At 74.1% G+C, this 25,650-nt stretch carries 22 protein-coding genes and 2 pseudogenes; 11 read left to right on the top strand and 13 right to left on the bottom strand.

The annotated features are described in order from the left end of the window. Positions 1 to 129 (top strand): annotated as a pseudogene (locus tag ACWD4A_RS18320) (phosphopantothenoylcysteine decarboxylase); the annotation flags it as partial. On the opposite strand, the gene ACWD4A_RS18325 reads toward ACWD4A_RS18320, so the two are convergent. After that, the gene (locus ACWD4A_RS18325; protein WP_451195004.1) at positions 110 to 772 is read right to left on the bottom strand and encodes a hypothetical protein; all 663 of its coding nucleotides are present in this window, start codon (positions 770 to 772) and stop codon (positions 110 to 112) included. The pseudogene ACWD4A_RS18320 and the gene ACWD4A_RS18325 sit on opposite strands and share 20 nt — an antisense overlap. Positions 773 to 974: 202 nt before the next feature. Between ACWD4A_RS18325 and ACWD4A_RS18330 the strand changes: the two are divergent. After that, positions 975 to 1,157 (top strand): annotated as a pseudogene (locus tag ACWD4A_RS18330) (YdcF family protein); the annotation flags it as partial. 69 nt (positions 1,158 to 1,226) lie between these two features. On the opposite strand, the gene ACWD4A_RS18335 reads toward ACWD4A_RS18330, so the two are convergent. Next, entirely contained in the window at positions 1,227 to 2,039 is an 813-nt protein-coding gene (locus ACWD4A_RS18335) for a phosphotransferase enzyme family protein (protein WP_451195099.1), read from the bottom strand. A gap of 526 nt (positions 2,040 to 2,565) precedes the next feature. Between ACWD4A_RS18335 and ACWD4A_RS18340 the strand changes: the two genes are divergently transcribed. Next, complete coding sequence (locus ACWD4A_RS18340; protein ID WP_451195005.1) at positions 2,566 to 3,804, top strand: S8 family peptidase; 1,239 nt, start codon at positions 2,566 to 2,568, stop codon at positions 3,802 to 3,804. Between the two features lie 82 nt (positions 3,805 to 3,886). Here the strand turns inward: ACWD4A_RS18340 and ACWD4A_RS18345 are convergent, their stop codons facing one another. Together ACWD4A_RS18345 and ACWD4A_RS18350 are read right to left on the bottom strand one after the other, a co-directional pair. Then, on the bottom strand, positions 3,887 to 4,597 hold the full coding sequence (locus ACWD4A_RS18345) for an exonuclease domain-containing protein (protein ID WP_451195007.1): 711 nt from the start codon (positions 4,595 to 4,597) through the stop codon (positions 3,887 to 3,889). 108 nt (positions 4,598 to 4,705) lie between these two features. Then, complete coding sequence (locus ACWD4A_RS18350; protein WP_451195009.1) at positions 4,706 to 5,947, bottom strand: SAV2148 family HEPN domain-containing protein; 1,242 nt, start codon at positions 5,945 to 5,947, stop codon at positions 4,706 to 4,708. 489 nt (positions 5,948 to 6,436) lie between these two features. Here ACWD4A_RS18350 and glgX point away from each other — a divergent pair, with 489 nt between their 5' ends. The 4 genes from glgX to treZ all read left to right on the top strand — a co-directional run bounded on the left by glgX (position 6,437) and on the right by treZ (position 13,860). Next, positions 6,437 to 8,563 carry a glycogen debranching protein GlgX gene (gene glgX / locus ACWD4A_RS18355; protein ID WP_451195011.1) on the top strand — a complete coding sequence of 709 codons (2,127 nt, stop codon included), beginning with the start codon at positions 6,437 to 6,439 and terminating at the stop codon, positions 8,561 to 8,563. A 60-nt stretch (positions 8,564 to 8,623) separates the two neighbouring features. Next, positions 8,624 to 11,014, top strand: coding sequence for a malto-oligosyltrehalose synthase (gene treY, locus ACWD4A_RS18360; protein ID WP_451195013.1), 2,391 nt, complete (start codon positions 8,624 to 8,626; stop codon positions 11,012 to 11,014). Between the two features lie 139 nt (positions 11,015 to 11,153). Then, on the top strand, positions 11,154 to 12,065 hold the full coding sequence (locus ACWD4A_RS18365; RefSeq protein ID WP_451195015.1) for a GNAT family N-acetyltransferase: 912 nt from the start codon (positions 11,154 to 11,156) through the stop codon (positions 12,063 to 12,065). Between the two features lie 46 nt (positions 12,066 to 12,111). Continuing rightward, the gene (gene treZ, locus ACWD4A_RS18370; protein WP_451195017.1) at positions 12,112 to 13,860 is read left to right on the top strand and encodes a malto-oligosyltrehalose trehalohydrolase; all 1,749 of its coding nucleotides are present in this window, start codon (positions 12,112 to 12,114) and stop codon (positions 13,858 to 13,860) included. 142 nt (positions 13,861 to 14,002) lie between these two features. On the opposite strand, the gene msrB is transcribed toward treZ, so the two are convergent. From msrB to ACWD4A_RS18390, 4 genes are all read right to left on the bottom strand, one after another. After that, a complete protein-coding gene (gene msrB / locus ACWD4A_RS18375; RefSeq protein ID WP_451195019.1) occupies positions 14,003 to 14,410 on the bottom strand; it encodes a peptide-methionine (R)-S-oxide reductase MsrB in 408 nt (135 codons plus the stop codon). 23 nt (positions 14,411 to 14,433) lie between these two features. Next, positions 14,434 to 15,828, bottom strand: coding sequence for a UDP-N-acetylmuramate--L-alanine ligase (gene murC, locus ACWD4A_RS18380; RefSeq protein ID WP_451195021.1), 1,395 nt, complete (start codon positions 15,826 to 15,828; stop codon positions 14,434 to 14,436). 95 nt (positions 15,829 to 15,923) lie between these two features. After that, positions 15,924 to 16,553: a response regulator gene (locus ACWD4A_RS18385; protein WP_451195023.1), complete on the bottom strand. Its 630-nt coding sequence runs from the start codon at positions 16,551 to 16,553 to the stop codon at positions 15,924 to 15,926. After that, a complete protein-coding gene (locus ACWD4A_RS18390) occupies positions 16,550 to 17,902 on the bottom strand; it encodes a sensor histidine kinase (RefSeq protein WP_451195025.1) in 1,353 nt (450 codons plus the stop codon). Before ACWD4A_RS18390 ends, ACWD4A_RS18385 begins: the two co-directional genes overlap by 4 nt. A gap of 176 nt (positions 17,903 to 18,078) precedes the next feature. Between ACWD4A_RS18390 and ACWD4A_RS18395 the strand changes: the two genes are divergently transcribed. Next, a complete protein-coding gene (locus ACWD4A_RS18395) occupies positions 18,079 to 19,143 on the top strand; it encodes an FtsX-like permease family protein (RefSeq protein ID WP_451195027.1) in 1,065 nt (354 codons plus the stop codon). Positions 19,144 to 19,163: 20 nt separating this feature from the next. Further along, on the top strand, positions 19,164 to 19,826 hold the full coding sequence (locus ACWD4A_RS18400) for an ABC transporter ATP-binding protein (protein WP_451195029.1): 663 nt from the start codon (positions 19,164 to 19,166) through the stop codon (positions 19,824 to 19,826). Positions 19,827 to 19,841: 15 nt separating this feature from the next. Here the strand turns inward: ACWD4A_RS18400 and ACWD4A_RS18405 are convergent, their stop codons facing one another. Both ACWD4A_RS18405 and ACWD4A_RS18410 read right to left on the bottom strand, forming a co-directional pair. Beyond that, positions 19,842 to 20,333 carry an indole-3-glycerol phosphate synthase gene (locus tag ACWD4A_RS18405; protein WP_451195031.1) on the bottom strand — a complete coding sequence of 164 codons (492 nt, stop codon included), beginning with the start codon at positions 20,331 to 20,333 and terminating at the stop codon, positions 19,842 to 19,844. A 183-nt stretch (positions 20,334 to 20,516) separates the two neighbouring features. After that, entirely contained in the window at positions 20,517 to 21,314 is a 798-nt protein-coding gene (locus ACWD4A_RS18410; RefSeq protein ID WP_451195032.1) for a pyrimidine reductase family protein, read from the bottom strand. 150 nt (positions 21,315 to 21,464) lie between these two features. On the opposite strand from ACWD4A_RS18410, the gene zapE reads away from it, so the two are divergent. Further along, positions 21,465 to 22,541: a cell division protein ZapE gene (gene zapE / locus ACWD4A_RS18415; protein WP_451195101.1), complete on the top strand. Its 1,077-nt coding sequence runs from the start codon at positions 21,465 to 21,467 to the stop codon at positions 22,539 to 22,541. Between the two features lie 504 nt (positions 22,542 to 23,045). Next, positions 23,046 to 23,915, top strand: coding sequence for a polysaccharide deacetylase family protein (locus ACWD4A_RS18420; RefSeq protein ID WP_451195034.1), 870 nt, complete (start codon positions 23,046 to 23,048; stop codon positions 23,913 to 23,915). A gap of 6 nt (positions 23,916 to 23,921) precedes the next feature. Here the strand turns inward: ACWD4A_RS18420 and ACWD4A_RS18425 are convergent, their stop codons facing one another. The 3 genes from ACWD4A_RS18425 to ACWD4A_RS18435 are packed head-to-tail and all read right to left on the bottom strand — an operon-like array spanning position 23,922 to position 25,647. Then, on the bottom strand, positions 23,922 to 24,089 hold the full coding sequence (locus ACWD4A_RS18425; RefSeq protein ID WP_451195036.1) for a hypothetical protein: 168 nt from the start codon (positions 24,087 to 24,089) through the stop codon (positions 23,922 to 23,924). 26 nt (positions 24,090 to 24,115) lie between these two features. Next, positions 24,116 to 24,784, bottom strand: coding sequence for an ABC transporter (locus ACWD4A_RS18430; protein WP_451195037.1), 669 nt, complete (start codon positions 24,782 to 24,784; stop codon positions 24,116 to 24,118). Next, positions 24,781 to 25,647 carry an ABC transporter ATP-binding protein gene (locus tag ACWD4A_RS18435; RefSeq protein ID WP_451195039.1) on the bottom strand — a complete coding sequence of 289 codons (867 nt, stop codon included), beginning with the start codon at positions 25,645 to 25,647 and terminating at the stop codon, positions 24,781 to 24,783. The genes ACWD4A_RS18430 and ACWD4A_RS18435 overlap by 4 nt, the downstream gene beginning before the upstream one ends. Positions 25,648 to 25,650 lie beyond the last annotated feature (3 nt).

A 25,650-nucleotide genomic window follows, 5' to 3' on the forward strand; every position in this document is an offset into this window, starting at 1 on the left:
ACCGGCAAGGGCCGCCTCCCGGACCCCGAGCAGATCTTCGAGGTCTGCCGCCGGGTGCTCGCCCGCGGCTCCCGTCCTGCCGACCTCACCGGCCGGCCGTCAGCCGCGGTCAGTGATGGCGAGCCTCGTCGGCACGGCCGAACCGCACGTCGCTCGTCTTGACCGAGTGGTCGATCCGCGTGCTGTGGTCGACCACCGAGCTCTTGTCGACCGTGTCACTGGCGTTGACGTCCGTGCTCTTGCCACAGCGATTGCCGTTGGCCTGCTGGACGTTGGAGAGGTCGGCGCTGCCGCCCTTCCCGCCGTTGGCGGTGGCACCCTGGTCCTGGGAACCGCTGCCCGACCCGGCGCCGCCCCGGCCCGCGCCCCCGGCACCGGACCCGCCCGTACCGGGACCGCCCGTGGCCGGGCCGCTCGCGCCGTTGCCTCCCTCACCGGGGCTGCCGGTGCCGAGGATGCCGCCGGCGCCGCCGGACACGGCCCCACCACCGCTGGCGCTGCCGCTGGTGGCACTGCCGCCCTTGCCCGCGCCTCCGGCGCCGGAGCCGCCGGTGCCCTCGCCGCCCACGCCGATACCGAGGAGGTCCTGGGCCTGCCGCACCACCGCGGTCCCGCCGGAGGCGTCGACCAGGCTGGAGTTGATCGGGTTGTTGCAGTAGATGTTCGAGACGCCTTCACCGTGCCCGGCATCGGCCGAGGCACCCCCGCATCCCACCCCGACCGCGGTGACAGCGAGCGTGGCGACGGCAGCGATCCGCTGAACGATCCTCACGAGCCTTCCCTCCCGTTCGACGCCGGCGTGCGTATGACCGGCGTACCTACACATCGCATTAACCACCGACCATCCGTAAAGTGACGGGTTAATCACGGTAGGTCACGTTGACGAACCAGGGAGAACCCGCGCCGGACCGCGGACAGCGCACGATCACCGACGCGCAGCGGAACGACGCCGGCGTGATCTGGCAGTGCCACCGAACGCACCACGAACCGCGGCCCGCTTCCCGCGCGGCGAGGCGGTCCACTACCGCGAGCACGCGCTCGACCTGGGCGTGCCGGACGACGCGATCCTCCTCGAGACCGAAACCGGCAACACCGGGCAGAACATCACGCTCTCGCGCGAGGTGCTACGCGCGGCAGGAGTCGAGGTCTCCTCGCTTGGCATCCGGAAGTCCGCCCGCGAGATCAGCGCGCGCAAGGCGCGACCGGTCGCGCCCCGGCCCATCGCCCTAGAACGGATACCACCGCACCGCCGCGTCCCCCTCCCGCAGTGACGCGACCCGGCGCCGGAACTCCGCGAGAGCCGCCGCGTTGCCCGGTGCGTGCTGGGCCACCCATGCGCAGCTGGCCGTCTCCCGGGCGCCCCGGAGCACGGCGCATCCTTCCCATTCCCGTACGTCCCACCCGTAGGTCCGCACGAAGGCGTCGTAGGCCGCCGGGTCCAGGCCGTAGCGGTCCTTGCTGAGGGCGAGTACGACCAGGTCGTGCTCCCGGAAGTCGTCGGAGACGGTCTCCAGGTCGACCAGGACCGGGCCGTCGGGCCCGATGTGCACATTGCGGGGAAGGGCGTCGCCGTGGATCGGGCCGGGCGGCAGGTGGGGGATCAGCCCGGCGGCGGCCTCCGCGAAGCCGTCCCGGCGCTCCCGCAGGTACGCGGCGTCGGCAGGGTCGACGGCGTCCCCCGCCAGCCGCAGCCAGCGCTCGACGCCGCCGAGCAGTTCACGCTTCGGCAGGGCGAAGCCGGGGGCGGGCAGGGCGTGGACCGTGCGCAGCAGTTCGGCGAGATCGGCCGTGGTCGCCGGGCGTGCGGGCTCGGGCAGACGGTGCCAGAGCGTCACCGGGTGTCCGTCGGCGACCCGCGCGGCGGGCTCGGCGGCCCGTACGGCCGGCACCCCGCTGTCCGCGAGCCATGCGGCGACGCGCAGTTCGTGGCCGGCCCGGTCCAGGAGCGAGGCGTCGCGCCCCACCTTGATCACGAGATCGCCGACGGCGAAGACCGCGTTCTCGCCGAGGGCGAGCAGCCTCGCGTCCGCCGCGGACATCTCCGGTGCCGCCGTCGCGAGGAGTTCGCGCGCCCGCTGTTCCCCGAATGCCGTTTCCACCACGTCGTACCTCACCTGCTGTCGGGCCGTTCCACGGGACAGTCTCCCCTGCCGCCCGGCGCGGCACGGGACCAGGGGCGTGGGGCCGCGCGGCGCGCGGGACGGGGAGCGGCAGGAGGTCGCCGTGGCGCCTCGCAGGAGTCGGCACGACGACATGCCGTCCGGCCTCTGAACCTCCGCTTTTTCGAGCCGAGTTGATGCCGCTGTGTCGTTGTTTCGGCGAAAAGCCCTCCGCGCAGCGAAAGTTGAACGCTTAACGCCTTACGCCTGTCCAATTTGCCGTCGTTCAGCGGCATTTACCTTTAAAAAACGACGTTGCATATGTCACACATCCCCATGGGAGTTGAATTGAGCGCGTCAATCCTGACAGGGTTTCGGGAACCCGGAGTGACACCTTCCGCCGCTCCGGGCCATTGCGCCCCACGCGCAATCCCCCCCCACATACGCATGAGGAGGAACCCTCGTCATGGCAACACACAAGCGCGCCGGCAAGCGACGGCTCGTACTGGCGATATCCGCCGCGGCCGCCGTCACGGCAGGAGTCACGGTGCTGACCCTGCCCGCAGGCGCCGCGCCCGCCCCCGCCGAAGGCACGGTCTACGGTGCCGGGGCCAAGGGCTCGGTCGACGGCAGCTACATCGTCCTGCTGAAGGACGGTGCGAGCGCCCAGGGCACCGGAGCCAAGTCCGTCGCGGCGAAGGGCAAGGACCTCGCCGCACGTTACGGCGGCAAGCTCAACCGCACCTACGACTCCGCCGTCCACGGCTTCTCCGCCAGCGGCCTCGACGCCACCGAGGCCAAGCGGCTCGCCGCCGACCCGGCTGTCGCCAAGGTCGTCCAGAACCACCGCTTCAGCGCCAGCGCCACCCAGGAGAACCCGCCCTCCTGGGGTCTGGACCGCATCGACCAGACCGAGACCAAGGGCGACGGCAAGTACACCTACCCGGACAGCGCGGGTGAGGGCGTCACCGCGTATGTCATCGACACCGGCGTGCGCATCAGCCACAAGGACTTCGGCGGGCGCGCCTCCTACGGCTTCAACGCCGTCGACAACAACGACAACGCCGACGACGGCAACGGCCACGGCACCCACGTCGCGGGCACCATCGCCGGGACCGAACACGGCGTCGCCAAGAAGGCGAAGATCGTGGCCGTTCGGGTGCTGAACGCGGAGGGCTCGGGCACCACCGAGCAGGTCGTCGCGGGTATCGACTGGGTCACCAAGAACCACAAGGGCCCCTCGGTCGCCAATATGAGTCTCGGCGGCGGCGCGGACGAGGCCCTGGACGCCGCCGTGCAGAAGGCCATCGCCTCCGGCGTCACCTTCGCCGTGGCGGCGGGCAACGAGTCCACCGACGCCGGCCAGGGCTCCCCGGCCCGGGTCAAGGAGGCCATCACCGTCGCCTCCTCCACCAAGGACGACCAGCAGTCCGACTTCTCCAACTACGGCAGCGCCGTCAAGCTGTACGCACCCGGCTCGGACATCACCTCCGACTGGAACGACAGCGACTCCGGGACCAGGACCATCTCCGGTACGTCCATGGCGACCCCGCACGTCACCGGTGCCGCCGCGATCTACCTGAGCGGCCACAAGGACGCCACCCCCGAGCAGGTCTCGGCCGCGCTCGTCCAGGGTGCGACACCGGACAAGATCTCCAACCCGGGTCCGGGCACGCCCAACAAGCTGCTGAAGGTCGTTCAGTAACCCGCTGACACACCGGGCCCGGCTCCGGCCGGCCGTCGTTCCCCACCCCCACGGGGCACGACGGCCGGCCTTCCCGGACTCGTCAGCGCAAGGGCCAGCGGGGGTCCACCACCGCGTCCGCGTCGCCCTTGCGGCGGAGCCACTTCTCGAAGTCCGTGGCCCAGTCCGCGTACCAGCGCACCTGGTCGTCATGGAGCTCCCACAGGGACGCGTCGGCTATGCGGGGATACCGCTCGGCGAGCGCGCACGCGACCCGGACCGCCGCGAGCGCGTCCGCGCCGGCCTCGTGGGCGCCGTCGAGGGCCACCCCGTACTCCCGGCAGACCGCCTCCAGGGTGCGCTTGCCCTTGCGGTAGCGGTCGACGGCGCGGTCCATCGTGTACGGGTCGACGACCGGGCCCGTGGCGCGGCCCGGGGCCGCCTCCCCGAGGCGCTCGCCGAGCGGGCGCAGCCCGTGCCGCCGCAACTCCGCGGCCAGCAGGGAGAGATCGAAGCAGGCGTTGTAGGCGACGACGGGGGCGCCCGCCGACCAGTGGGCGGCGAGGGCGTCCGCCACCTCCTCGACCACCTCGCGGGCGGGCCTGCCCAGCGCGGCGCGCTCGGTCGTGATGCCGTGGACGGCCGCGGCCTCCGCCGGGACGGGGACGCCGGGATCGGCCAGCCATTCCCGGCGGCCGACCGGCTCACCGCCCTTGGTCTCGACGACGGCCGCCGTGACGATCCTCGCCTCCGCCGGGTCCGTGCCCGTGGTCTCCAGGTCGAAGCCGATCAGCGGCTCGTGGTGCCACCCCATCGCGGTCCCCCTTCGTGGTGCTTCCCCCGACTGGTCCCCAGCGTCGCACGGACCACTGACAGCGCCCCCACGAGCCGTCACTTCCCGTACCCCGTCGTGCCGGACATATCAGGACACGGGGCGCGAATCCAGCCAGACGCTTTCGAATTCCTCGCGGTAGGTCTCGAAGAGACCGTGTTCCGGTTCCCGGCCCTCCCGCACCACGACGCCCCCGCCGCGCAGTACCAGCACCGGCGCCTCCATGCCGCGCGCCTTGCGGAGGTACGACTGGACCACGGCCAGCCCGTCCGAGCCGTCGCCGTTGACGAGGTAGGCGGTGAAGCGCGGCGTCTCGTCGAAGACCCGGATCTCGAAGGCCGCGGTGTCCCGGAGCCGGTCCCGGACCCGCCGCATGTGCATGATGTTCATCTCGACGGACCGGCTCATCTCGCCCTTCTTGATGCCCAGCTCCCGCTCCCGGCGGCGCACCGCGCTGCTGGCGGGGTTGAGGAAGAGCAGCCGGGCCCGGCAGCCGGCCTCGGCGAGCCGGACGAGTCGCCTCCCCGAGTAGTTCTGCACGAGGAGGTTCAGGCCTATGCCCACCGCGTCGAGGCGGCGGGCGCTGCCGAAGAGGTCCTCCACGGGCAGCTGCCGCTGGAGCCGCACCCGGTCGGGGTGGACGCCCACGACGTCGGCGTAGCGGTCGCCCACGAGGTCCTCGACGGCGTCGATGGGCAGCCGGTCGGCCGACGGGCTGCCCGCGCCGGTGCCGCCGCCGAGGATGTTCAGCAGCCGCGCCGAGGCCCGTTCGGCCTGGGCGAGGACGGTCTCGGAGAGTGCGCGGTTGCGGGAGACGACGTTGCGCGTCACCTCCAGCTCGTCCAGTGCCAGTTCGAGCTCGCGCCGGTCGTCGAGGTACGGCTCGAAGCACGGCCAGTGCTGGACGAGCAGCTCCCGCAGCTGCGGGAGGGTGAGGAAGCTGAGGACGTTGTCGTCGGCCGGGTCCAGCAGATAGCCCTTGCGGCGGCTCACCTCCCGTACCGCCACGGCCCGCTGGACCCACTCCTGCCCGGCCGGGCCCGCCGCGGCGACGACCCATTCGTCCTCGCCGTGCACCGGCTCGTAGACCGGCCGCAGCACGGCGGCGACGACGGCGCGCAGCCGCTGCTCCACCAGGTTCAGCCAGATGTAGGCCCGCCCGGCCCGCCGGGCGCGGGTGCGGACCTCGCTCCACGCCTCCGCGTCCCAGTCCAGGGCCGCCCCGATCTCCACGGGGCGCGCCACGGAGACCGCGCCGGGTGGTGTGTCGGCCGAACCGTCAACCCCTGGAATTCCCTCTCCAGGGGGCAGCTCCAGCCCGCCCGAGCTCACCAGTGCACCGCCTTCCGCCCCCGTCCAACGATCAAGGCAGACTACTGCGCGGGCGGGAGGCGCTGCACCCGGACACGACCGGCCTCCCGCCAACTCTCGCGTTCCGGGTGCGTGTTGCGCCCGGGCGGCGCGCGAGGAGTGAGCCGTTTCATAGGGCGCGAGGCGCGCGGGGGCCTCTCACGGGCCCGCGGGGCGCCGGGCGCGGCCGGACGCGTGGCCCGCCCCGGCGTAGCCCCGCTCCGGTTCCGGCACCGGGAGGTCACCCGGTTGGACGAGCCGAAGAGCGTCGTGGTTGCGCTCCTTTTGGGGAAGATCTGGCGAAAGGGCGGCTCGGCGACCGTGGTTGGACGAAGATGCCGGTCCGGCTCCGTACGGGGCCTCGGCCGACAGTCGCGGGCGGGAACTCGGGGCGCCCGTGGCGAACCCGATGAGCCGTCAAGAACCGTCGAGAAACCTCAGGAACCTTCAGAAAACTGGAAGAGTCGACTCATGCAGGTCTGGCCGGGACAGGCGTACCCCCTCGGCGCCACGTACGACGGCGCCGGCACCAACTTCGCGGTCTTCTCCGAGGCCGCCGAGCGGATCGAGCTGTGCCTGCTGCACGACGACGGCTCGGAGACGGCGGTGGAGCTCCGCGAGAGCGACGCGTTCGTCCGCCACGCCTACCTGCCGGGCATCATGCCGGGCCAGCGGTACGGCTTCCGGGCGCACGGCCCGTACGCCCCGGACCGGGGGCTGCGCTGCAACTCCGCCAAACTGCTGCTGGACCCCTACGCACGGGCGGTGAGCGGTTCCGTCGAGTGGAGCGAGGCGGTCTACGGCTACCACTTCGGGCGGCCGGAGAAGCGCAACGACATGGACTCCGCCCCGCACATGATGACCTCGGTCGTGGTCAATCCGTATTTCGACTGGGGCGACGACCGGCCGCCGCGCACCGACTACCACCGCACGGTGATCTACGAGGCGCATGTCAAGGGTCTGACGATGCGCCACCCGGCGCTGCCGGACGAGGTGCGCGGGACGTACGCGGCGCTGGCCCACCCGGCGGTCATCGAGCATCTGACGGAGCTGGGCGTCACCGCGATCGAGCTGATGCCGGTCCATCAGTTCGTCAACGACCACCGGCTGTCGGACGTGGGGCTGGCCAACTACTGGGGGTACAACACCATCGGCTTCTTCGCCCCGCACAACGCGTACGCCTCCTGGGGCGACCGCGGGCAGCAGGTGCTGGAGTTCAAGTCGGCCGTGCGGGCGCTGCACGCGGCGGGCATCGAGGTCGTCCTCGACGTCGTCTACAACCACACGGCGGAGGGCAACCACCTGGGGCCCACGCTCTCCTTCCGGGGCCTGGACAACGCCTCGTACTACCGGCTGGCGGACGACCCGCGCTACTACATGGACACCACCGGCACCGGGAACTCCCTGCTGATGCGCAGTCCGCACGTGCTGCAGCTCATCATGGACTCGCTGCGCTACTGGGTGACCGAGATGCGGGTGGACGGTTTCCGGTTCGACCTGGCGGCGACGCTGGCCCGGCAGTTCCACGAGGTGGACCGGCTGTCGTCCTTCTTCGACCTGGTGCAGCAGGATCCCGTCGTCAGCCAGGTGAAGCTGATCGCGGAGCCCTGGGACGTCGGGGAGGGCGGCTATCAGGTGGGGAACTTTCCTCCCCTGTGGGCCGAATGGAACGGCAAATTCCGGGACACCGCGCGGGATCTGTGGCGCGGCGAGCCCGCGACCCTGGCCGAGTTCGGCTCCCGGCTGACCGGCTCGTCCGACCTGTACCAGGGCGACGGCAGGCGGCCCCTGGCCTCCATCAACTTCGTCACCTGCCACGACGGCTTCACCCTGCACGACCTGGTGGCGTACAACGAGAAGCACAACGAGGCCAACGGCGAGCAGAACCGGGACGGCGAGAGCTACAACCGGTCCTGGAACTGCGGCGCCGAGGGCGACACCGACGACCCCGGGGTGCTCGCCCTGCGCGAGCGGCAGATGCGGAACTTCGTCGCCACCCTCCTCGTCTCGCAGGGCGTGCCGATGCTCAGCCACGGGGACGAGTTCGCGCGCGGGCAGCAGGGCAACAACAACGCCTACTGCCAGGACAACGAGGTCTCCTGGGTGCGCTGGCCGCACCCGTCCGACGGCTCCTCCGAGCGGGCCCGCCGGATGCTGGCCTTCACCCGCGCCATGGTGTGGCTCCGCCGCGACCACCCCGTGCTGCGGCGGCGGCGCTTCTTCCACGGCAGGCCGGTGCAGGGGACGCACGACGAGCTGTCGGACATCGCGTGGTTCACCTGCGAGGGCGAGGAGATGCGGGACGACGACTGGCACGCGTCCCACGCGAAGTCGCTGACGGTCTTCCTCAACGGCAGCGCGATCTCCGAACCCGGCCCCCGGGGGGAGCCGGTCACCGACGACTCGTTCCTGCTGATGTTCAACGCGCACCACGAGCCGCTCGAATTCACCGTTCCGGTGAACCACGGCAGGCAGTGGCAGCTCGTGGTGGACACCGCGCGCCCCGAGGGCGTGGTGACGGACGGCCCGAAGGTCCGGGCGGCCGACCGTGTGACCCTGACGGACCGCAGCCTGGTCGTGCTGCAACGCCCGGCGTAGTCGCCAACGTCCGGCGTAGTCGCTGCGGCAAGCCCGCCCGTTGTGGGTACGTACGTTCCCATGATGCTCGAGAGCGTGCCGCCGACCGCCACCTACCGGCTCCAGCTGCAGCCCGGCTTCCCCTTCCGGGCCGCCGAGCGCGCCGTGCCCCGCCTCGCCTCCCTCGGGGTGTCGCACCTGCATCTGTCGCCCGTGCTGGAGGCCGTGCCGGGCTCCACCCACGGCTACGACGTCGTCGACCACGGGGCCGTGCGGGCGGAGCTCGGCGGGGAGGAGGGGCTGCGCGCCCTGTCCCGCACCGCCCGGTCGCACGGGCTCGGGCTGATCCTCGACATCGTCCCGAACCACATGGCGGTGCCCGCGCCCGTACGGCTCAACGGCCCGCTGTGGGAGGTCCTGCGGGACGGGCCCGTCTCCCCGTACGCCCGCTGGTTCGACATCGACTGGTCCGAGCACGGCGGGAAGGTGCTGCTGCCCGTGCTCGCCGGGCGGCTGGGCGACGAACTGGAGCACTTCACCGTGGCGGACGGCCTGCTCCGCTACCGCGACCATGCCTTCCCCCTGCGGCCCGGCTCCGAGCGGCTGCCGCTGCCCGAGCTGCTGGACGCGCAGTGGTACCGGCCCGCCTGGTGGCGGCTGGCCCGGACCGAGCTGAACTACCGGCGCTTCTTCACCGTCTCCGAGCTGATCGCGGTCCGGGTGGAGGACCCCGGGGTGTTCGCCGCCACCCACGCCAAGGTGCTGGAGCTGCTGCGCGACGGGGTGGCCGACGGGCTGCGCGTCGACCACCCCGACGGCCTCGCCGACCCGGCCGGTTACCTCCGCGGGCTCGCCGCGGCCACGCGCGGCCGGTGGACGGTGGTCGAGAAGATCCTCAGCGGCGACGAACGGCTGCCCGCCGACTGGCCCGTCGCCGGGACGACCGGCTACGACGCCCTGCGCCACCTCGACGGCCTCTTCACCGACCCGGAGGGCGCGGCGGAGCTCGGCGCGGTGTACCGCGCGTTCACCGGCCTGCCGCAGGACCGCGGCGGCGACTGGCCCGCGACCGTGCGCCGCGCCGCCTACAAGGTGGTCAGCCACGAACTCGCCGCCGAGGTCGAGCGGCTGGTGCGCGGCGCCGTCCGGGTCTGCGAGGGCGCGCACCGGCTGCGCGACCACGCGCCCTGGGCGCTGCGCACCGCCCTGTGCGAGATCCTCGTCCGGCTGCCCGTCTACCGGCCGTACGCCGTGCCGGGGCGGCCCGTCACGCCCATGGACGCCGGACTGCTCGACGAGGCCGCCCAGGGGGCGCGTACGGCCTTCGCCACGCCCGAGGAGGCGCAGGCGGTCGAGGTCGTCCGGGACGCGGCCCTGGGGCGCCTCGGGGACGGTCCCGACCACCGGGACTTCTGCGCGCGGTTCGCGCAGACGGCGACCGCGCTGCGCGCCAAGTCCGTCGAGGACACGGCCTTCTACCGGTACGCGCCGCTGCTGTCCGCCACGGAGGTCGGCGGAGCCCCCGGCAGGCCCGCGGTCGCGCCGGCGGACTTCCACGCCTACTGCGCCCGGATCCAGCGCGACTGGCCCGCCACCGGGACCGTCCTGTCCACCCACGACACCAAGCGCAGCGCCGACGCGCGGGCCCGGATCGCCGCGCTCACCGAACACCCGCGCCGCTGGGCCGAACTGATGGACCGTGTGGCGGCGGGCGCCCCGGCGCCCGACCCGCACGTGGCGTGGCTGGCCTGGCAGAGCGCCTTCGGGCTGGGCGCACCCGACGCCGGACGGCTGGTCCCGGCGGTGCTCAAGAGCGTGCGGGAGGCCGCGCTCCGCACCACCTGGACCGAGCCCGACGCGGCGTACGAGGAGGCCGTGCGGGCCTATGTCGCGGCGGGCCCCGGCGGGCCGCCCGCCCAGGTCGCGTTCGCGCCGCTGGAGGACGCGGTGGCGCCCTCCGTACGGGCCCACACGCTCGGCGCGGCCCTGCTGCACCTGACGATGCCCGGCGTGCCGGACCTCTACATGGGCACCGAGCGCGTCTACACCGCCCTGGTCGACCCGGACAACCGGCAACCGCCGTCCTTCCCCGACGAGGAGCCCGGCGGAGAAGAGCCCGAGGAGGGGCGCGCCGGGCTGTCCGCGGAGAAGCTGCGGCTGACCCGCGCGGCGCTGCGGCTGCGGCGCGCGCACCCCGGCTGGTTCGGCACCGGCGCGTCGTACGAGCCGCTGCCCGCCGCCGGCCCGGCCGCCGAGCACTGCACGGCCTTCGTCCGCTCGGGCCGGGTGATCGCCGCGGCCACCAGGCTCCCCGCCCGCCTGGCCGCGGCCGGAGGCTGGCGCGGAACGGCCCTGGAACTGCCCGGAACCGGCCCGTGGCACGAGCTGCTGACGGACCGTCAATACGAGGGCGGGGTGCCGTTGCCGGAGCTGCTGGACGACTGGCCGGTGGCGCTTCTGGTGCGGGAGTGAGCGGTCGGTCCGGGCGGTCGGTCCGGGCGGTCGGGCGGTCGGTCCGGGCGGTCGGTCCGGGTGGACGGGAAAAGCGCTGGACGCGGCGCGTTCGGCACGCCTACGGTGCCGGGGCCGTCCATCGAAGGGACCCTCCTTTATGACCGAGCCGGTCGTCCGCGCGCTCACCGAGCGCGACACCGCTCTTTTCGCTTCCCTGCAGGACCCCGGCCTCGTCGGCCGGGCCGCCTTCGGCCACCGCTACGTGCCGGTGCACGAAGGCGGTGACTACCGCCCCGAGTGGACCTGGGTCGCGCTGCGCGACGACAAGGTCGTGGCCCGTGCCGCCTGGTGGGGCGCGCCGGGCGACGAGACGCCCGTGCGCCTCGACTGGTTCGACTTCGCCGACGGCGAGGCGGAGGCCGCCGCGCTGTTGCTGCGCACGGCCCCGCTGTCCGCCGAGTACAGCATCATGGTGCCGCCGGGCTGGCGGGAGCGCCCGGAGATACGGGCCGCCGCCGAGGCCCGGGTCGCGGCCGCAGAGGCCGCCGGGATGCGGCGGCTGGTCGAGCGTTACCGCTATGTGTGGACGAGCGACTGCGGGCTGCCGGAGCGCCCCGGGCGGCTGGAGTTCCGGCCGGAGCCCGACGACGGTGTCCTGCGGGACGTGGTGCGCCGCGTGTTCGAGGGCACGCTCGACGCGCACGACCGCAAGGCCCTGGAGGAGGGCGGGCCGCAGGCCGCGCTCGACGACCTGATGGGCTTCCTGGAGTGGCTGCCGTCGCCGCGCGCGTGGTGGAAGCTCGCGTACACGCCCGGCGGGGAGGTCGTCGGCATCCAGATTCCCGCGCACAACCCCACGGGGCCGTGCGTGGGCTACATCGGCGTCGTCCCCGAGCAGCGCGGGCACGGCTACGCGTACGACCTGCTCGTCGAGTGCACCCACGACCTGGTGGCGGAGGGCGCCACCCGGATCGCCGGGGCGACGGACCAGGGCAACTTCCCCATGGCGGCCAATTTCGCGAAGGCGGGCTACCCGGTCGCCCAGGAGCAGATCGACCTCGTGCCGTAGCCGTTCCGGGCACCATGGGCAGCATCGCCGTCGAGGGGAGCCGTCAGTGCTGTTCGAGGTGTGGGCGCCGGAGGCCGGCCGGGTCGCGCTGTGCGCGGACGGTGCCGGGTACGCGATGGAGCGGGACCCGGCCCGCCCCGGCTGGTGGCGGTGCGCGGCCCCCGCCGCGGACGGCACGCGCTACGGCTTCGCGCCGGATGGCGGGCCGGTGCTGCCGGACCCGCGCTCGCGCCGCCAGCCGGACGGCCCGGACGGGCTCAGCGCCGTCGTCGACTTCGCCGCCTTCCCGGCGCTGCGGGACGGGCCGGGCGTGCGGCTGCCGGAAGCGGTCCTCTACGAGCTGCACGTCGGCACGTTCACCCGGGACGGCACGTTCGACGCGGCCGTGGAGCGGCTGCCGCACCTGGCGGACCTGGGGGTCACCCATGTGGAGCTGATGCCGGTGTGCCCGTTCCCGGGCAGGCACGGCTGGGGGTACGACGGGGTGTCCTTGTGGGCGGTGCACGAGCCGTACGGCGGCCCGGCGGGCCTGCGGCGCTTCGTGGACGCGGCACACGGGCTGGGCCTGGGCGTCCTCCTCGACGTGGTGCACAACCACCTGGGGCCGTCCGGCAACCATCTGCCGTCGTTCGGCCCGTACTTCACCGGCACCCACCACACGCCGTGGGGCGCGGCCGTCAATCTCGACGCCGCCGGTTCCGACGAGGTCCGCGCGTATCTGACGGGCAGTGCCCTGGCCTGGCTGCGCGACTACGGGCTCGACGGGCTGCGGCTGGACGCGGTGCACGCGCTGGCCGGCACCCGGACGCCGCACTTCCTCGCCGAGCTGTCGGCCGCCGTGGACGGGCTGGCCGGGCGGCTGGGGCGGCCGCTCCTGCTGATCGCCGAGTCCGATCTGAACGACCCGGTCACCGTCACCCCGCGCGAGGCGGGCGGACACGGCGTCCACGCGCAGTGGAACGACGACTTCCATCACGCCCTGCACACGCTGCTGACGGGCGAGGCCCAGGGGTACTACGGCGACTTCGCGGCCGATCCGGCGCACGCCCTGGCCAAGACGCTGACCGGTGGCTTCTTCCACGACGGCACGTACTCCTCCTTCCGCGGCCGCCTGTGGGGCCGGCCCCTCGACCCGGCGGCCACACCCGCGTACCGCCTCGTCGGCTACGCGCAGAACCACGACCAGATCGGCAACCGGGCGCCGGGGGACCGGCTGTCGGCCCGCCTCTCCCCCGGGCTGCTGGCGTGCGCCGCCGCGCTGGTGCTGTGCGCGCCGTTCACCCCGATGCTCTTCATGGGCGAGGAGTGGGGTGCGCGCACGCCCTGGCAGTTCTTCACCGACCACACGGACCCGGGGCTGGCGGAGGCGGTACGGGCGGGGCGGCGGCGCGAGTTCGCCGCGCACGGCTGGGCGGCGGAGGACGTCCCGGACCCGCAGGACCCGGCCACCCGCGCCCGCTCCTGCCTGGACTGGACGGAACCGGGGCGCGAGCCGCACGCGGCGCTGCTCGCCTGGCACCGGCGGCTGATCGCGCTGCGGCGCGGCGAGCGGGACCTGGCGCGGGCGCCGCTCGCCGCGACGGACGTCACCGTCGCCGACGACCTCACCACCGTGCTGCGGCGGGGGTCGCTGTGCGTCGCCGTCAACCCGACCGGCCGCCAGGCCGCGATCCCGCTCGGCACGGCCGCGCGGCCCGCCGAACTCCTGGCGGCGTGGCGCCCGGTGGACCTGCCGGGCGCGGACGGGGTGCTGCGCCTGGCACCCGAATCGGCGGCCGTGCTGCGGTACGGCTGACCCCGCCCGCCGCTGCGGCCAGGGCGCCGAGCGGGATCGCGGCCGGTCGGTCCTCCGGACGCGGACGGCACCCGCGGCTGCCGCCGTCGTACCGCGCCGAGCGGGAGGGCGGCCCCCGTGCGGCGGTTCGGGAGCGGCCCGCTCAGTCCGCCGCCGGCTCCAGGCGGAGCGAGATGGAGTTGATGCAGTAGCGCTGGTCCGTGGGCGTGGGATACCCCTCGCCCTCGAAGACGTGCCCCAGGTGGGAGCCGCACCGGGCGCAGCGGACCTCGGTGCGGAGCATCCCGTGCGAGCGGTCCTCGATCAGCTCGACCGCATCGGAGTCCTTCGGGTCGTAGAAGCTGGGCCAGCCGCAGTGGCTGGCGAACTTCTCCGTGGAGCGGAACAGCTCCGACCCGCAGGCCCGGCAGGAGTAGACCCCGGCCGTCGTGGTGTCGGTGTACTCACCGCGGAAGGCGGGCTCGGTGCCGGCCTGGCGGAGCACCTGGTACTCCGCCGGGGTCAGTTCCGCGCGCCACTGCTCGTCCGGCTTCTCGACCTCGTACGACATCTCGCCCCTTCCGGGCAGTTCGGTCAGCTCTCCAGGCGGGCCAGGATGCGCGGACCGAGGTCGGTCACATCGCCGGCGCCCATGGTGAGAACGAGATCACCGGGCCGGGCCATTCCCGCGATCACGTCGGGCACGGCGGCCATGTCGTGCTCGGGGCGGACGTCGGCGCCGCGCTCGCGCGCCGCGTCGATGATCAGGGTGCTGGTGATGCCGGGGATCGGGTCCTCGCGGGCCGGGTAGATGTCCAGGACGACGGAGGAGTCCGCGAGGGCGAGCGACTCGCCCATCTCGGTGCCCAGCTCCTGGGTGCGGCTGAAGAGGTGCGGCTGGAAGACGACGAGGATGCGGGAGTCCCGCGCGGCGCCCCGGATGGCCTCCAGGTCGGCGGTCATCTCGGTGGGGTGGTGGGCGTAGGAGTCGATGACCTGGACGCCGTTGGCCTCGCCCTTGAGCTGGAGGCGGCGCTTGACGCCGGTGTACTTGCCGAGCGCGGAGGCCAGGTTGTGCAGCGGGAGGCCGAGGGCGACGCCCGCGGCGAGGGCGGCGACGGCGTTGTGCGCGTAGTGGCGGCCGGGGACGGACACCGTGAAGGTGAGCATCTTGCCGTTGATGAGGACGGTGACCTCGCTGCTCAGGCCGCGCGGGTTGACCTTGAGGACACGGACGTCCGCGTCCTCGGACTCGCCGTAGGTGACGACCTCGATGTCGTGGCGGCCGGAGATGCGCTCCGTCAGCTCGCGGGCGCCCGCCTGGTCGGCGGAGACGACGAGGGTGCCGCCGGGGCGGATCCGGCCGACGAAGGTCTCGAACGACTCGTAGATCTCGTCCATCGACGCGTAGTTCGCGTGGTGGTCCAGCTCCACGTTGAGAATGATCGCGACCTCGGGCGCGTACTTGTGGAAGCTGCGGTCGCTCTCGTCCGCCTCCGCCACGAAGATCTCGCCCGCGCCGTGCCGGGCGTTGGAGCCGGGGGCGTCGAGGTCGCCGCCGATGGCGTACGACGGGTCGAGGCCGAGGGCGTCGAGGGAGACCGCGAGCATCGAGGTCGTGGTCGTCTTGCCGTGCGTGCCGGCGACGGCGATCGGGCGCAGGCCGTCCATCAGGCGGGCGAGCGCGTCGGAGCGGTGCACGACGGGGATGCCGCGCTCGGCGGCGGCCGCCAGCTCGGGGTTGTCGGCCCGGATGGCGCTGGAGACGACGACGCAGGTGGCGTCCTCCGCGAGGTGGTCCGCGGCGTGCCCGATGTGCACCGTCGCGCCCAGGGCGCGCAGCGCCTCGGCGGTCGCGGACTCCTTGGCGTCGCTGCCCGCGACGCGCGCGCCGCGCTGCGCGAGGATCTTCGCGATGCCCGACATGCCGGCGCCGCCGATGCCGATGAAGTGCGGTCGGTCCATCGTCGTGGGGACGGCCGGTGCCATGTGCGGTGCTCCCTGGGGGTCGGGTCCTGGTGGAACTGCTGGCCCGATTGTTGCACCCGGCGCCGACAGCCCGTCCCACGGCCGCCCCATATCCGTCATACCGGGCGGATCAGGCCCGCCGCCAGGCCCGCGGCGATGGCGGCGGTGCGGCTGTCCACGCCGAGCTTTCCGTAGATGTGCACGAGGTGGGTCTTCACCGTGGCCTCGCTGATGAACAGGCGCCGGGAGATCTGTCTGTTGGCGAGGCCCTCGGCGAGGAGCCCGAGGATCTCGGTCTCCCGGGGCGACAGGGCGGGCCGTCCGGCGCGCACCCGGCCGAGGAGGCGGGCGGCGACGGGCGGGGCGAGGACGGTCTCGCCGCGGGCGGCGGCGTGGACCGCCGCGGCCACGTCCTCCGGCGGCGCGTCCTTGAGGAGGTAGCCGGTGGCCCCGGCCTCGACGGCGGCGAGGATGTCGGCGTCGGTGCTGTAGGTGGTGAGGATCAGTACGGCGGGCGGGTCGGGCAGGGCGGTGATGCGGCGGGTGGCCTCGACGCCGTGCATCCCGGCGCCCATCTGGAGGTCCATCAGGACGACGTCGGGCCGGGCCCCGCCGTCGAGCAGGCGCAGTGCCTCGGCGCCGTCGGCGGCCTCGCCGACGGCCGTCACCTCGGGCAGCTCGTCGACCATGGCGCGCAGGCCCCGCCGGACCACGGGGTGGTCGTCGACCAGGAGGACGCGGATCACGCGGCACCCGCCCCGGCGGTCCCGCGCGCCCGTACGGGCAGCGTGGCGGCGACGGCGGTGCCCTCGCCCGGCGCGGACTCGACGGTGAGCGTGCCGCCGAGCTCGGCGATGCGCTCGCGCATGCCGTGCAGGCCGAAGGTCCTGCGCCCGTCGGCGGGCCCGGTGCCCGGGGTGAAGCCGACGCCGTCGTCGTAGATGTCGAGGGTGACCTCGCCGTCGAGGTAGGCGAGGGTCACGGCGGCGCGGTCGGCGCGCGCGTGGCGGGCGACGTTGGCGAGCGCCTCCTGGGTGAGGCGCAGCAGGGCCACCTCGCTCTCGACGGGCAGCGCGCGGGGCTCGCCGTCGAGGTGGAAGGCGGCGGTGGGGACGGTCCGCGCGGTGACGCGGCGCAGTGCCTCGGGGAGTGGCGTGTCCTCCAGGGCGGGCGGGGTGAGGGCCTGGACGAAGCGGCGGGCCTCGGCGAGGTTGTCGGAGGCCGTCCGGCCGATCTCGCGTACGCGCGCGCGTGCCGTCTCGGGGGCGGCGGTCTCGGCGGCGCGGGCGAGCAGGACGATGCTGGAGAGCCCTTGGGCGAGGGTGTCGTGGATCTCGCGGGCGAGCCGCTGCCGTTCGGCGAGCCGCCCGGCCTCGCGCTGGGCCGCGGCGAGCTCGTCGCGGGTCCGTACGAGGTCGTCGATCAGGCGCTGGCGGCGGCGGGTCTCGCGGTAGAGCGCGGCGTAGCCGTAGGCGGTGAGGACGGCGACCGCGGCCCCGGCGACCGGTCCGATCACCTTCGCGGGGGTGAGCCCGCCGGGCGTGGTGGCCTGGGCCGTGACGACCGCGGCGGTGGCGGCCGCGACGGCGGGCAGGGACCAGCGGACCGGCAGCGCGTGCAGGAAGTGGAAGAACAGCGGGAAGGCGACGTAGCTGAACCCGTGGTCCTGCGCGAGGAGCACGAGCCACAGGGCGGTGACGGCGGCGAGCCACAGCAGGCCGCTCGCGCGGCCCGTACGGACCGTGTCCGCCGTGTCCCTCGGCGCGCCTCCTGGTGGGCCCTCCGTCGCTCCTGCCGCCGTGCCTTCTGCGGTGCCTTCCGCCGTGCCGCGACGGTGATCCGTGCCGTCCTCGTGCGGCGCCCGGTGGGCGGCGCCGAAGCCGTAGACGGCGGCCAGCGCGAGACCGGGCACGAGCAGGGTCAGAGGCTTCGCCCCGACGGCAGCAGGCGCGAGGGCGACAGCGAGCAGCGCGTAGAACGCCCCGTGCAGCGCGAGCCGGACCGAGCGCAGCACCGGGGCGTCGGGGGCCGGGTGCGCACGCGTGTGAGCGCGTACGGGGGGCGCGTCGGGGGTGGGGCTGCTGCTCGGTCTCACCCCATCGAGCGTACGGCTCCGGTCGATGGCCTCCGTCCACGTGGGCCATCAACCGTTCGATTGATTTCCGGGTGCACCGGACGGACGGGCCGGGGACCACTCCTTGCCCTGATGGCGGCGCGGCCCGCGCGCGGGAGGGTTGGGGGCATCCCGTTCAGAGCCCCGGGAGGGTTCCGTTGTTCGTCGCGCTCCGTGACATCCGTTTCGCCAGAGGGCGGTTCGCCCTCATGGGCACGGTCGTCGCGCTCATCACCACACTGGTGGTCTTCCTCTACGGTCTGACCGGCGGGCTGGCCCGCGAGGCGTCGTCGGCCGTCGCGGGCCTGCCGGTGGACCGGATCGTCTTCGGCGCGCCCCCCGGGGCGGAGCCGGAGGTGTCGTTCGGCAACAGCACGGTCGACGGGCGGCAGCTCCGGGCGTGGCGGGAGGCGCCGGGCGTGGCGTCCGCCGAGCCCCTCGGGGTGGCGATGACCCGGCTGACGGCGCACGGCAAGGCGTCGTCGGTGAGCGCGTTCGGCACGTCCGCCCGGCTGCGCCCCGCCCTGGTGACCGGAGCGGCGCCCGGGGACGGCCAACTGGCCGTGGGCGAGCGGGTGGCACGCGAGGGCGGCATCCGGGTGGGCGACCGGGTCACCCTCGGTACCGAGGAGCTGACGGTCTCCGGCATCACCGCCGACCGCGGTTACGGCCACGCGCCCAGCGTGTGGACCACGCTCCCGTCCTGGCAGGCCGTCAGCCACCAGCGGCAGCCGAGCGTGCTCGCCGTCACCGGTTCGGGCGGGCCGGCGGGCGCCGTCGCCGGGACCACGAAGGCGGTCCCGGTGGACGAGGCGCTCGACGGGATCGACGGCTACGCGGCGGAGCACGGCACGCTCCAGCTCGTGCAGGGCTTCCTGTTCGTGGTGAGCGCGCTGGTGGTGGGCGCCTTCTTCACGGTGTGGACGGTGCAGCGGCGGCCCGACGTCGCCGTGCTCAAGGCGGTGGGCGCGAGCAGCGGCTATCTGGTGCGCGACGCCCTCGGGCAGGCGGCGGCCGTGCTGCTCGCCGGGGCGGCCCTGGGTGCCGCGGCCGGTGCGGGCGGCGGGGCCCTGGCCGCGGCGGCCGTGCCGTTCGAGCTGGGCGCGGCCACGGTGGCCGTGCCGGTGGCGGCGATGGTCCTGCTGGGCCTCGCCGGGGCGGCGCTCGCCGTCCGCCGCATCACCTCCGTCGATCCGCTGACCGCGCTGGGAGCGTCCCGTTGACCACCACTCCTGTTCTGTCGATGGAAGCTGTCGAACTCACCTATCCGGATGGTGACCGCCGGCTGACGGCCCTGGACGAGGTGTCCCTGGCCGTGGCCCCCGGTGAGCTGGTGGCAGTCGTCGGGCCGTCCGGCTCGGGGAAGTCGAGCCTGCTGGCGGTGGCGGCGACCCTGCTGCGCCCGGACTCGGGCCGGGTGGTGGTGGCCGGACGGGACACGGCCGGGATGAGCGCCGGGGAGCTCACGGCGCTGCGGCGCGAGCGGATCGGCATCGTGTTCCAGCAGCCGAACCTGCTGCCGTCCCTGACGGCCGAGGAACAACTGCTGGCCGTGGCGCACCTCCGGGGCGGGAACGTACGGGCCGCCCGGCCGCGCGCGGCCGAGCTGCTGGAGTCCGTCGGGCTGGACGCGGCGAAGCGGCGGCGCCGCCCGCACCAGCTCTCCGGGGGCGAGCGGCAGCGCGTGAACATCGCCCGCGCGCTGTTCGCCGGCCCGTCCGTGCTGCTGGTGGACGAGCCGACGTCGGCGCTCGATCACGAGCGCGGCGAGCGGGTCGTGGACCTGCTGGCCGACGTGACCCGGCGGCACCGCACGGCGACCGTCCTGGTCACCCACGACCGGGCGCTGCTCGGGCGCGCGGACCGGGTGCTGTCGATGGGCGACGGGCGGCTGCGCGGGCGGTGACCGGCGAGGGCCGGGTCAGCCCTCGCCGGCGGTCCCGTCCTCCTCGTCGGCGTGCGCGTAGAGCTTGAGGACGGGGACGCCGACCTTGTGCCGGGCCCGGGACGCCCAGTCGCGGTGGAAGAACTCCTCGACCAGGTGCGGGGCCGTCAGCACGATCACCTCGTCGGCGTGGGTCTGGTCGACGACGGACCGCAGCAGGTCCAGCGGGTGGCCGTCGATGAGCTGGCCCACGGCCTCGCTGCCCGCCTCGCGGAGCGAGCGGAGCGAGTGCTCCAGGGCGAGCGCCGCGGGCCTGCGCGCCGCCTCCCCCTCGGGCTCGTCGGCCTCGTGGACGGCCTGTTCCAGCTCCCCGAGGGCCACGTCGTCGATGGCGCGCAGCAGCCGGTCCTCGGCGCCTCTGGGCTGCATCAGGACGACGAAGGACATCTGGTCGTCGTGGAGGGTGGTCACGAACTCGACGTCCGCGGCGGACAGTGGCTGCTCGATCATCAATACGCTCGTGAACACGGTGGGAGCCCTTCTCCTTCGTGGGCCACCGGGCCCAACAGAAACCATCCTGCGCGTGCCCCCTGGGCCCGCCTGTTCCGATCACGTTCCCGTGTGGGCGCGTCTGACTCAATTCTGCCCACGGAGAGGTAACCGGAGCAGAAAATTCCGCCGATTGTCAGATCCTTCTGTCAGATATTTCTGTCAAACCTTTCGGTACCTCGTGAACAAAAACCCCGCCTCCTCGATGACCGAAGCCAGGGCGAACCGTTCCGGCACCGCCATCGCCGGCCCGCTCGCGATGCGCGGCGAGGTGCCCGAGGCCACCAGCGGGGCCAGCGACAGACACAGCTCGTCCAGTACCCCGGCCGCCGCGAACTGACCCAGCAGCCGTGGCCCGCCTTCGGTCAACAGCCTGGTCAGACCCCGTTCCGCCAGCACCTCCGGCACCCGTTCCGGGTCCACCCGGCGCCCCGCGCCCGCCACGACCACCTCGGCGCCCGCGGCGCGGGCGGCCGCGGCGCGGTCCTCCGGGGCGTCCTCGCCCGTCAGCACCAGGGTCGGCACCAGCGGCTCGGTGAACAGCGGGAGCGAGAAGTCCAGGTCGAGACCGGCGCTCACGATCGCGATCACCGGCGCGGGACCCTGACCGAGCGCTGCCCGGCGCGCCGCGAACGCCTCGCGCGCCCGCGCGGGCCGGTAGCCCTCCTGCCGTACGGTCTCCGCGCCCACCACCACGGCGTCCGCGAGGCCCCGCAGCGTGCCGAAGATCCGCATGTCCGCGTCGGAGGAGAGCGGCTGGGAGCGCCCCTCGTGGTGCGCCGCGCCGTCGAGGGACGAGACCATGTTGGCCCGCAGCCAGGCGCCGCCCGGCCGCCCGGCCGCCGCGGTGTCCCCGGCCGCCGGGCCGGGGTAGGCGTAGGCGTCGGCCAGTTCGTCCAGGTCCCAGGTGCGGTCCTCGGTTTCGGCGGGGGTGAGCGGGGAGGGGAACAGGCGTCGCATAGGCCGCAGTGTGACATGCCTCGCCGTGGCCCTGCCCCCGGCGGACAGCGACTACGCTGGACGGTTGTGTCACCCTCCTCTGCATCCGCTTCCGGCGCAGCAGCCCCGGCAGCCACTTCAGCCCCGGCCCCGGCCGACGCCTCCGGCCCGATAGCCGGGCAGGGCGGCGGTTCGCCGATCGCCCTGACCTCACGCGCCCCGCAGGTACCGGCCGACCGGCTGGTCGCCGAGATGGTGCCGCCACCGCGCTTCGACTCGGTGCGCTTCGAGAACTACATACCGGACGCCAAGCAGCCCAGCCAGGCGGAGGCCGTGCGGATACTCGGCGGCTTCGCGGCCGGGCTGGGCGGCGCGAGCGCGACCGGCGGGGGGCGCAGGCGCTGGTTCCGGCGCGAGGCGAAGCCCGCCGCCGCCGACGGCCCGCGCGGCGTCTACCTCGACGGCGGCTACGGCGTCGGCAAAACCCACCTGCTGGCCTCCCTCTGGCACGCCACACCCGCCGCGCCGGAGCAGAAGGCGTTCGGCACGTTCGTGGAGCTGACCAATCTCGTCGGCGCGCTCGGCTTCCAGCAGACCGTGCAGACCCTCGGCGGACACCGGCTGCTGTGCATAGACGAGTTCGAGCTGGACGACCCGGGTGACACGGTGCTGGTCTCCTCGCTGCTGGGCAAGCTCGTGGACGCGGGCGTGGCCCTCGCCGCGACCTCCAACACGCTGCCGGGCAAGCTGGGCGAGGGCCGGTTCGCGGCCGCCGACTTCCTGCGCGAGATCCAGGGCCTGTCCTCGCGCTTCCGGCCGCTGCGGATAGACGGCGAGGACTACCGCCACCGGGGGCTGCCGGAGGCACCCGCCCCGTTCAGCGATGACGCCGTCACCCGTACGGCTTATGCGACGCCGGGCGCCTCGCTGGACGACTTCCCCTCGCTGCTCGACCATCTCTCCAAGGTCCACCCGAGCCGCTACGGCGCGATGTGCGACTCCGTCCAGGCGGTGTGCCTGACCGGTGTCGAGCCGGTGCCCGACCAGTCGACGGCGCTGCGGCTGGTGGTCCTGGCGGACCGGCTGTACGACCGGGAGATACCGGTACTGGCCTCCGGCCGGCCCTTCGACGAGCTCTTCGGGCCGGAGATGCTGTCGGGCGGCTACCGGAAGAAGTACTTCCGGGCCATTTCCCGGCTGACGGCGCTGGCACGCGATGCCAAGCCGCTGGTCGCTGGGACACATTGACGCGGTGGGTCACCCCCACTCCCTGTCCACTGGGGGCTCCGCCCCCAGGCCCCGACCACGACGGGACCCGCGCCGCCTCCGTTCCCCGGGGGCTCCACCCCCAGACCCCCATTCACGGGGCTCCGCCCCGGACCCCGGTCCGGGGAGCGCCTCGGGATCGACCTCGGGGCTCCACCCCGGGCCCGGTCTCGGGGCCCCATTTATGGTCACCAGGGCCTGCGCCCCAAGCCCCCGGCCACGGCAGGTCGCTCCCTTGTGATCAACGGGGGCTCCGCCCCCAGACCCCGACGCGGCGGGGCGTTCCCATTCGTGCCCACTCGTGGTCACTCACCGAGGATTCCGCCACCGGCCCTGGGCCCCGGCCGGTCCCCCCTGCGGTCATCGCGGGCCGTCGCTGCTCCCGACCGCGACCGGTCGGCCCCACTCGCAGTCACCGGGGCTCCGCCCCGGACCGGCTGAAGTCGCGGGCCCTGGCCCGCAAGTCGGCGTCCCGGAGCTGAGAGGATGCTCGGCGTGTTCTCACTGCGTCGTAGCGTTCGGTTCATCGTCGGTGTCGCGCTGTGCGGCGGGCTCGTGGGGTGTGGTGGGGCCGGGAAGCCCGGAGCGGTGGCTTCGGGGGTGGCTTCGGCGGCCGCGGACCGTACGGCTCCCTCCGTGGCGCCCTCCTCCGCCGCCCCGACCCTCCCTGCCGGGCCCGGCGGGCTCACGCCCGTGTTCGCGCACGGCAAGCGCGACGGCGCCAAACGGGTCGCGCTGACCTTCGACGCCGACATGACCGTCGACGAGGACAAGCGGGCGGCCCGCGGGGAGCGGTTCGACAACCCCGAGCTGATCGCGACGCTGCGGCGGCTGAAGGTGCCCGCGACCGTCTTCATGACGGGCAAGTGGGCGGACCAGTACCCGGACCAGGCCAAGGCCATCGGGGCGGACCCGCTGTTCGAGGTCGCCAACCACTCGTACACCCACCACGCGTTCTCCACGCCCTGCTACGGCCTGCCCGCCATCGCGCCCGGTTCCGCCCGGGACGACGTGGAGCGCGCGTTCGCCGCGTTCAAGCGCGCCGGAGTGGAGCGCACGGTCCCGTACTTCCGCTTCCCGGGCGGGTGTTACAACGACACCGTCCTGCGGGCCGTCGCCCCCACCGGGGTGACGGCCGTGCAGTGGGACGTGATCAGCGGTGACGCCTTCGCCAAGCAGGCGGGCCCGGTGGCGAACCAGGTGCTGTCCCAAGTGAAGCCCGGATCCGTCGTGGTGATGCACTGCACCCGCAGCGCGGCGCCGGTCACGGAGGAGGCCGTACGGAAGATCGTGCCGGAGCTGCGGGACCGCGGCTACGAGTTCGTCCGGGTGTCGGATCTGATCGCCGGGCGCTGAGGGCGGTCAGCCGGAACAGGCCGTCCGCTGGGCCTCCTGCCACTCGCAGACGGGGCACAGCGTGATGCCGGGGCGCTCCGCCGGGTGCTCGGTGGGCCCGCCGCAGTGCACGCAGCCGGCGAAGGCCCCGGGGCCGTCCTTGTGGTCGCTGTTGCCGCTGTGGTCGTCGCTCATGCGTCCATGGTCGCCCATCGCCGTCGTCAGGTCCGGCGCGAGCTGAGCGCGCACGCCACGGCGACGGCAGCGGCGGCGAGTGCCGCGGCCGCGGCGAGAGGCAGCAGCGACACCGTGACCGTGCCGTGGCGGGAGCCGGTGACCAGCCCGGTCACGGCGGCGTTCGCGGGCGACACCCCGGCGAACAGCACCGCGAACGCGGCGAGCGCGGTCGACGGCACCGCCCACGCGGTGCTGCGCAGCAGGGGCCGGTTGCACAGGGCGCCGACGCCCGTGCCGAGCAGGGCGCAGGAGACCGCGGCCACCAGTCCCGCCGCGGTGGCGGGCCACAGGGGGACGGCCACTCGGCGGTCGGCGCTGTGGGGGTCGCTGATCGCGGCGACGACCGCCGTGCCGGCGACCGCGAGCGCGGTCGAGGCGCCCAGGGCGGTGAGCACGGCGGCGAGGTGCACGCGCCACGGCCCGGCCGCGGCGGCGGCGCAGTCCCGCGCGGCCGGGGGCTCGTCGGTCACGCAGACCCGTACGAGCCAGGCGGCCACCGGCAGTTGGGCGGCAGCCGCCCAGCCGAAGGAGTCCAGGACCGGGTTGCCGGACTGCACGCCGACGGCCAGGAAGACGCCGTGGAGCAGAAGGGGCGGCAGCCAGCGGTGCGAGCGCAGCAGCAGGGCGGCCTGGTAGCGGAGCAGTGCGGTCATCGGCCGGGCTCTCCTCGGTGGTGCGCGGGCGTCACGGTACGGATGTGCCAGGCGGGGTCGGCGGTGAGCAGGGCGTGGAGGAGGGCGTCGGAGTGCTCGGCGGCCACGGTGAGCCGGAAGGCCCCGGGGGCCACCGGTACGTGGCACGGTGCGCCGGGCAGGGTTTCCGGCAGCCGGGCCCCGGGCGGTCCGGCCACCTCCACGTGGACCTCGGTGCGTACGCCCGGGGCGCCGTCGCCGTCGGGCACGGGCGCGTCCACCGCCGTCAGCCGCCCGGCCGCCACCCGGAACACCGTGTCCGCCCGCCCCGCCAACCGTCGCGGGTCGTGGTCGACGAAGACGACCGTGCCTCCCGCGGCGACGCGCTCGGCGACCGCGCCGTCGAGCACGGCGCGGGAGGCGCGGTCCAGCCCGGTCCACGCCTCGTCGAGGACCAGCAGGCCGGACGGGGCGAGGAGGCCCTGGGCGACGGCGACCTTCTGGCTGGTGCCCTTGGACAGTTCGGACAGTGGCGTGCCCGCGTGTGCACCCGCCCCGAAGTGCTCCAGCCACTCTCGCGCGCCGTGCGCGGCGGCGGAGCGGCCCAGCCCGTGGACACGGCCGAGCCGGGTGAGGTATCCGGCCGCGGTGAACGGCAGTGCCGCCGGGAACCGTTCGGGCACGTACGCGGTGCGCGGGCGGCCGGTGATCCGTCCCGCGCTGGGCGCGTCGATGCCCGCGAGCAGGCGCAGGAACGTCGACTTGCCGCTGCCGTTGGCTCCTTCGACGCGCAGCAGGGCGCCCGTCGGCACCTCCAGGTCGATGTCGCGCAGCACCCATGGACCGCGCAGGCCGTAGCGTCGGCCGACCCCCCTGAGTCTCATGCG

The sequence above is a fragment of the Streptomyces sp. NPDC002537 genome (genome assembly GCF_053594975.1).

What these genes read in the sequence shown, in the direction of transcription:
- murC (WP_451195021.1), bottom strand. Translation starts at nt 15,828, where the DNA reads ATGGCACCGGCCGTCCCCACGACGATGGACCGACCGCACTTCATCGGC.
- ACWD4A_RS18340 (WP_451195005.1), top strand. Translation starts at nt 2,566, where the DNA reads ATGGCAACACACAAGCGCGCCGGCAAGCGACGGCTCGTACTGGCGATA.
- ACWD4A_RS18410 (WP_451195032.1), bottom strand. Translation starts at nt 21,314, where the DNA reads ATGCGACGCCTGTTCCCCTCCCCGCTCACCCCCGCCGAAACCGAGGAC.
- treY (WP_451195013.1), top strand. Translation starts at nt 8,624, where the DNA reads ATGATGCTCGAGAGCGTGCCGCCGACCGCCACCTACCGGCTCCAGCTG.
- ACWD4A_RS18335 (WP_451195099.1), bottom strand. Translation starts at nt 2,039, where the DNA reads ATGTCCGCGGCGGACGCGAGGCTGCTCGCCCTCGGCGAGAACGCGGTC.
- ACWD4A_RS18420 (WP_451195034.1), top strand. Translation starts at nt 23,046, where the DNA reads ATGCTCGGCGTGTTCTCACTGCGTCGTAGCGTTCGGTTCATCGTCGGT.
- ACWD4A_RS18425 (WP_451195036.1), bottom strand. Translation starts at nt 24,089, where the DNA reads ATGAGCGACGACCACAGCGGCAACAGCGACCACAAGGACGGCCCCGGG.
- glgX (WP_451195011.1), top strand. Translation starts at nt 6,437, where the DNA reads ATGCAGGTCTGGCCGGGACAGGCGTACCCCCTCGGCGCCACGTACGAC.
- ACWD4A_RS18365 (WP_451195015.1), top strand. Translation starts at nt 11,154, where the DNA reads ATGACCGAGCCGGTCGTCCGCGCGCTCACCGAGCGCGACACCGCTCTT.
- ACWD4A_RS18345 (WP_451195007.1), bottom strand. Translation starts at nt 4,597, where the DNA reads ATGGGGTGGCACCACGAGCCGCTGATCGGCTTCGACCTGGAGACCACG.
- ACWD4A_RS18430 (WP_451195037.1), bottom strand. Translation starts at nt 24,784, where the DNA reads ATGACCGCACTGCTCCGCTACCAGGCCGCCCTGCTGCTGCGCTCGCAC.
- ACWD4A_RS18435 (WP_451195039.1), bottom strand. Translation starts at nt 25,647, where the DNA reads ATGAGACTCAGGGGGGTCGGCCGACGCTACGGCCTGCGCGGTCCATGG.
- msrB (WP_451195019.1), bottom strand. Translation starts at nt 14,410, where the DNA reads ATGTCGTACGAGGTCGAGAAGCCGGACGAGCAGTGGCGCGCGGAACTG.
- ACWD4A_RS18400 (WP_451195029.1), top strand. Translation starts at nt 19,164, where the DNA reads ATGGAAGCTGTCGAACTCACCTATCCGGATGGTGACCGCCGGCTGACG.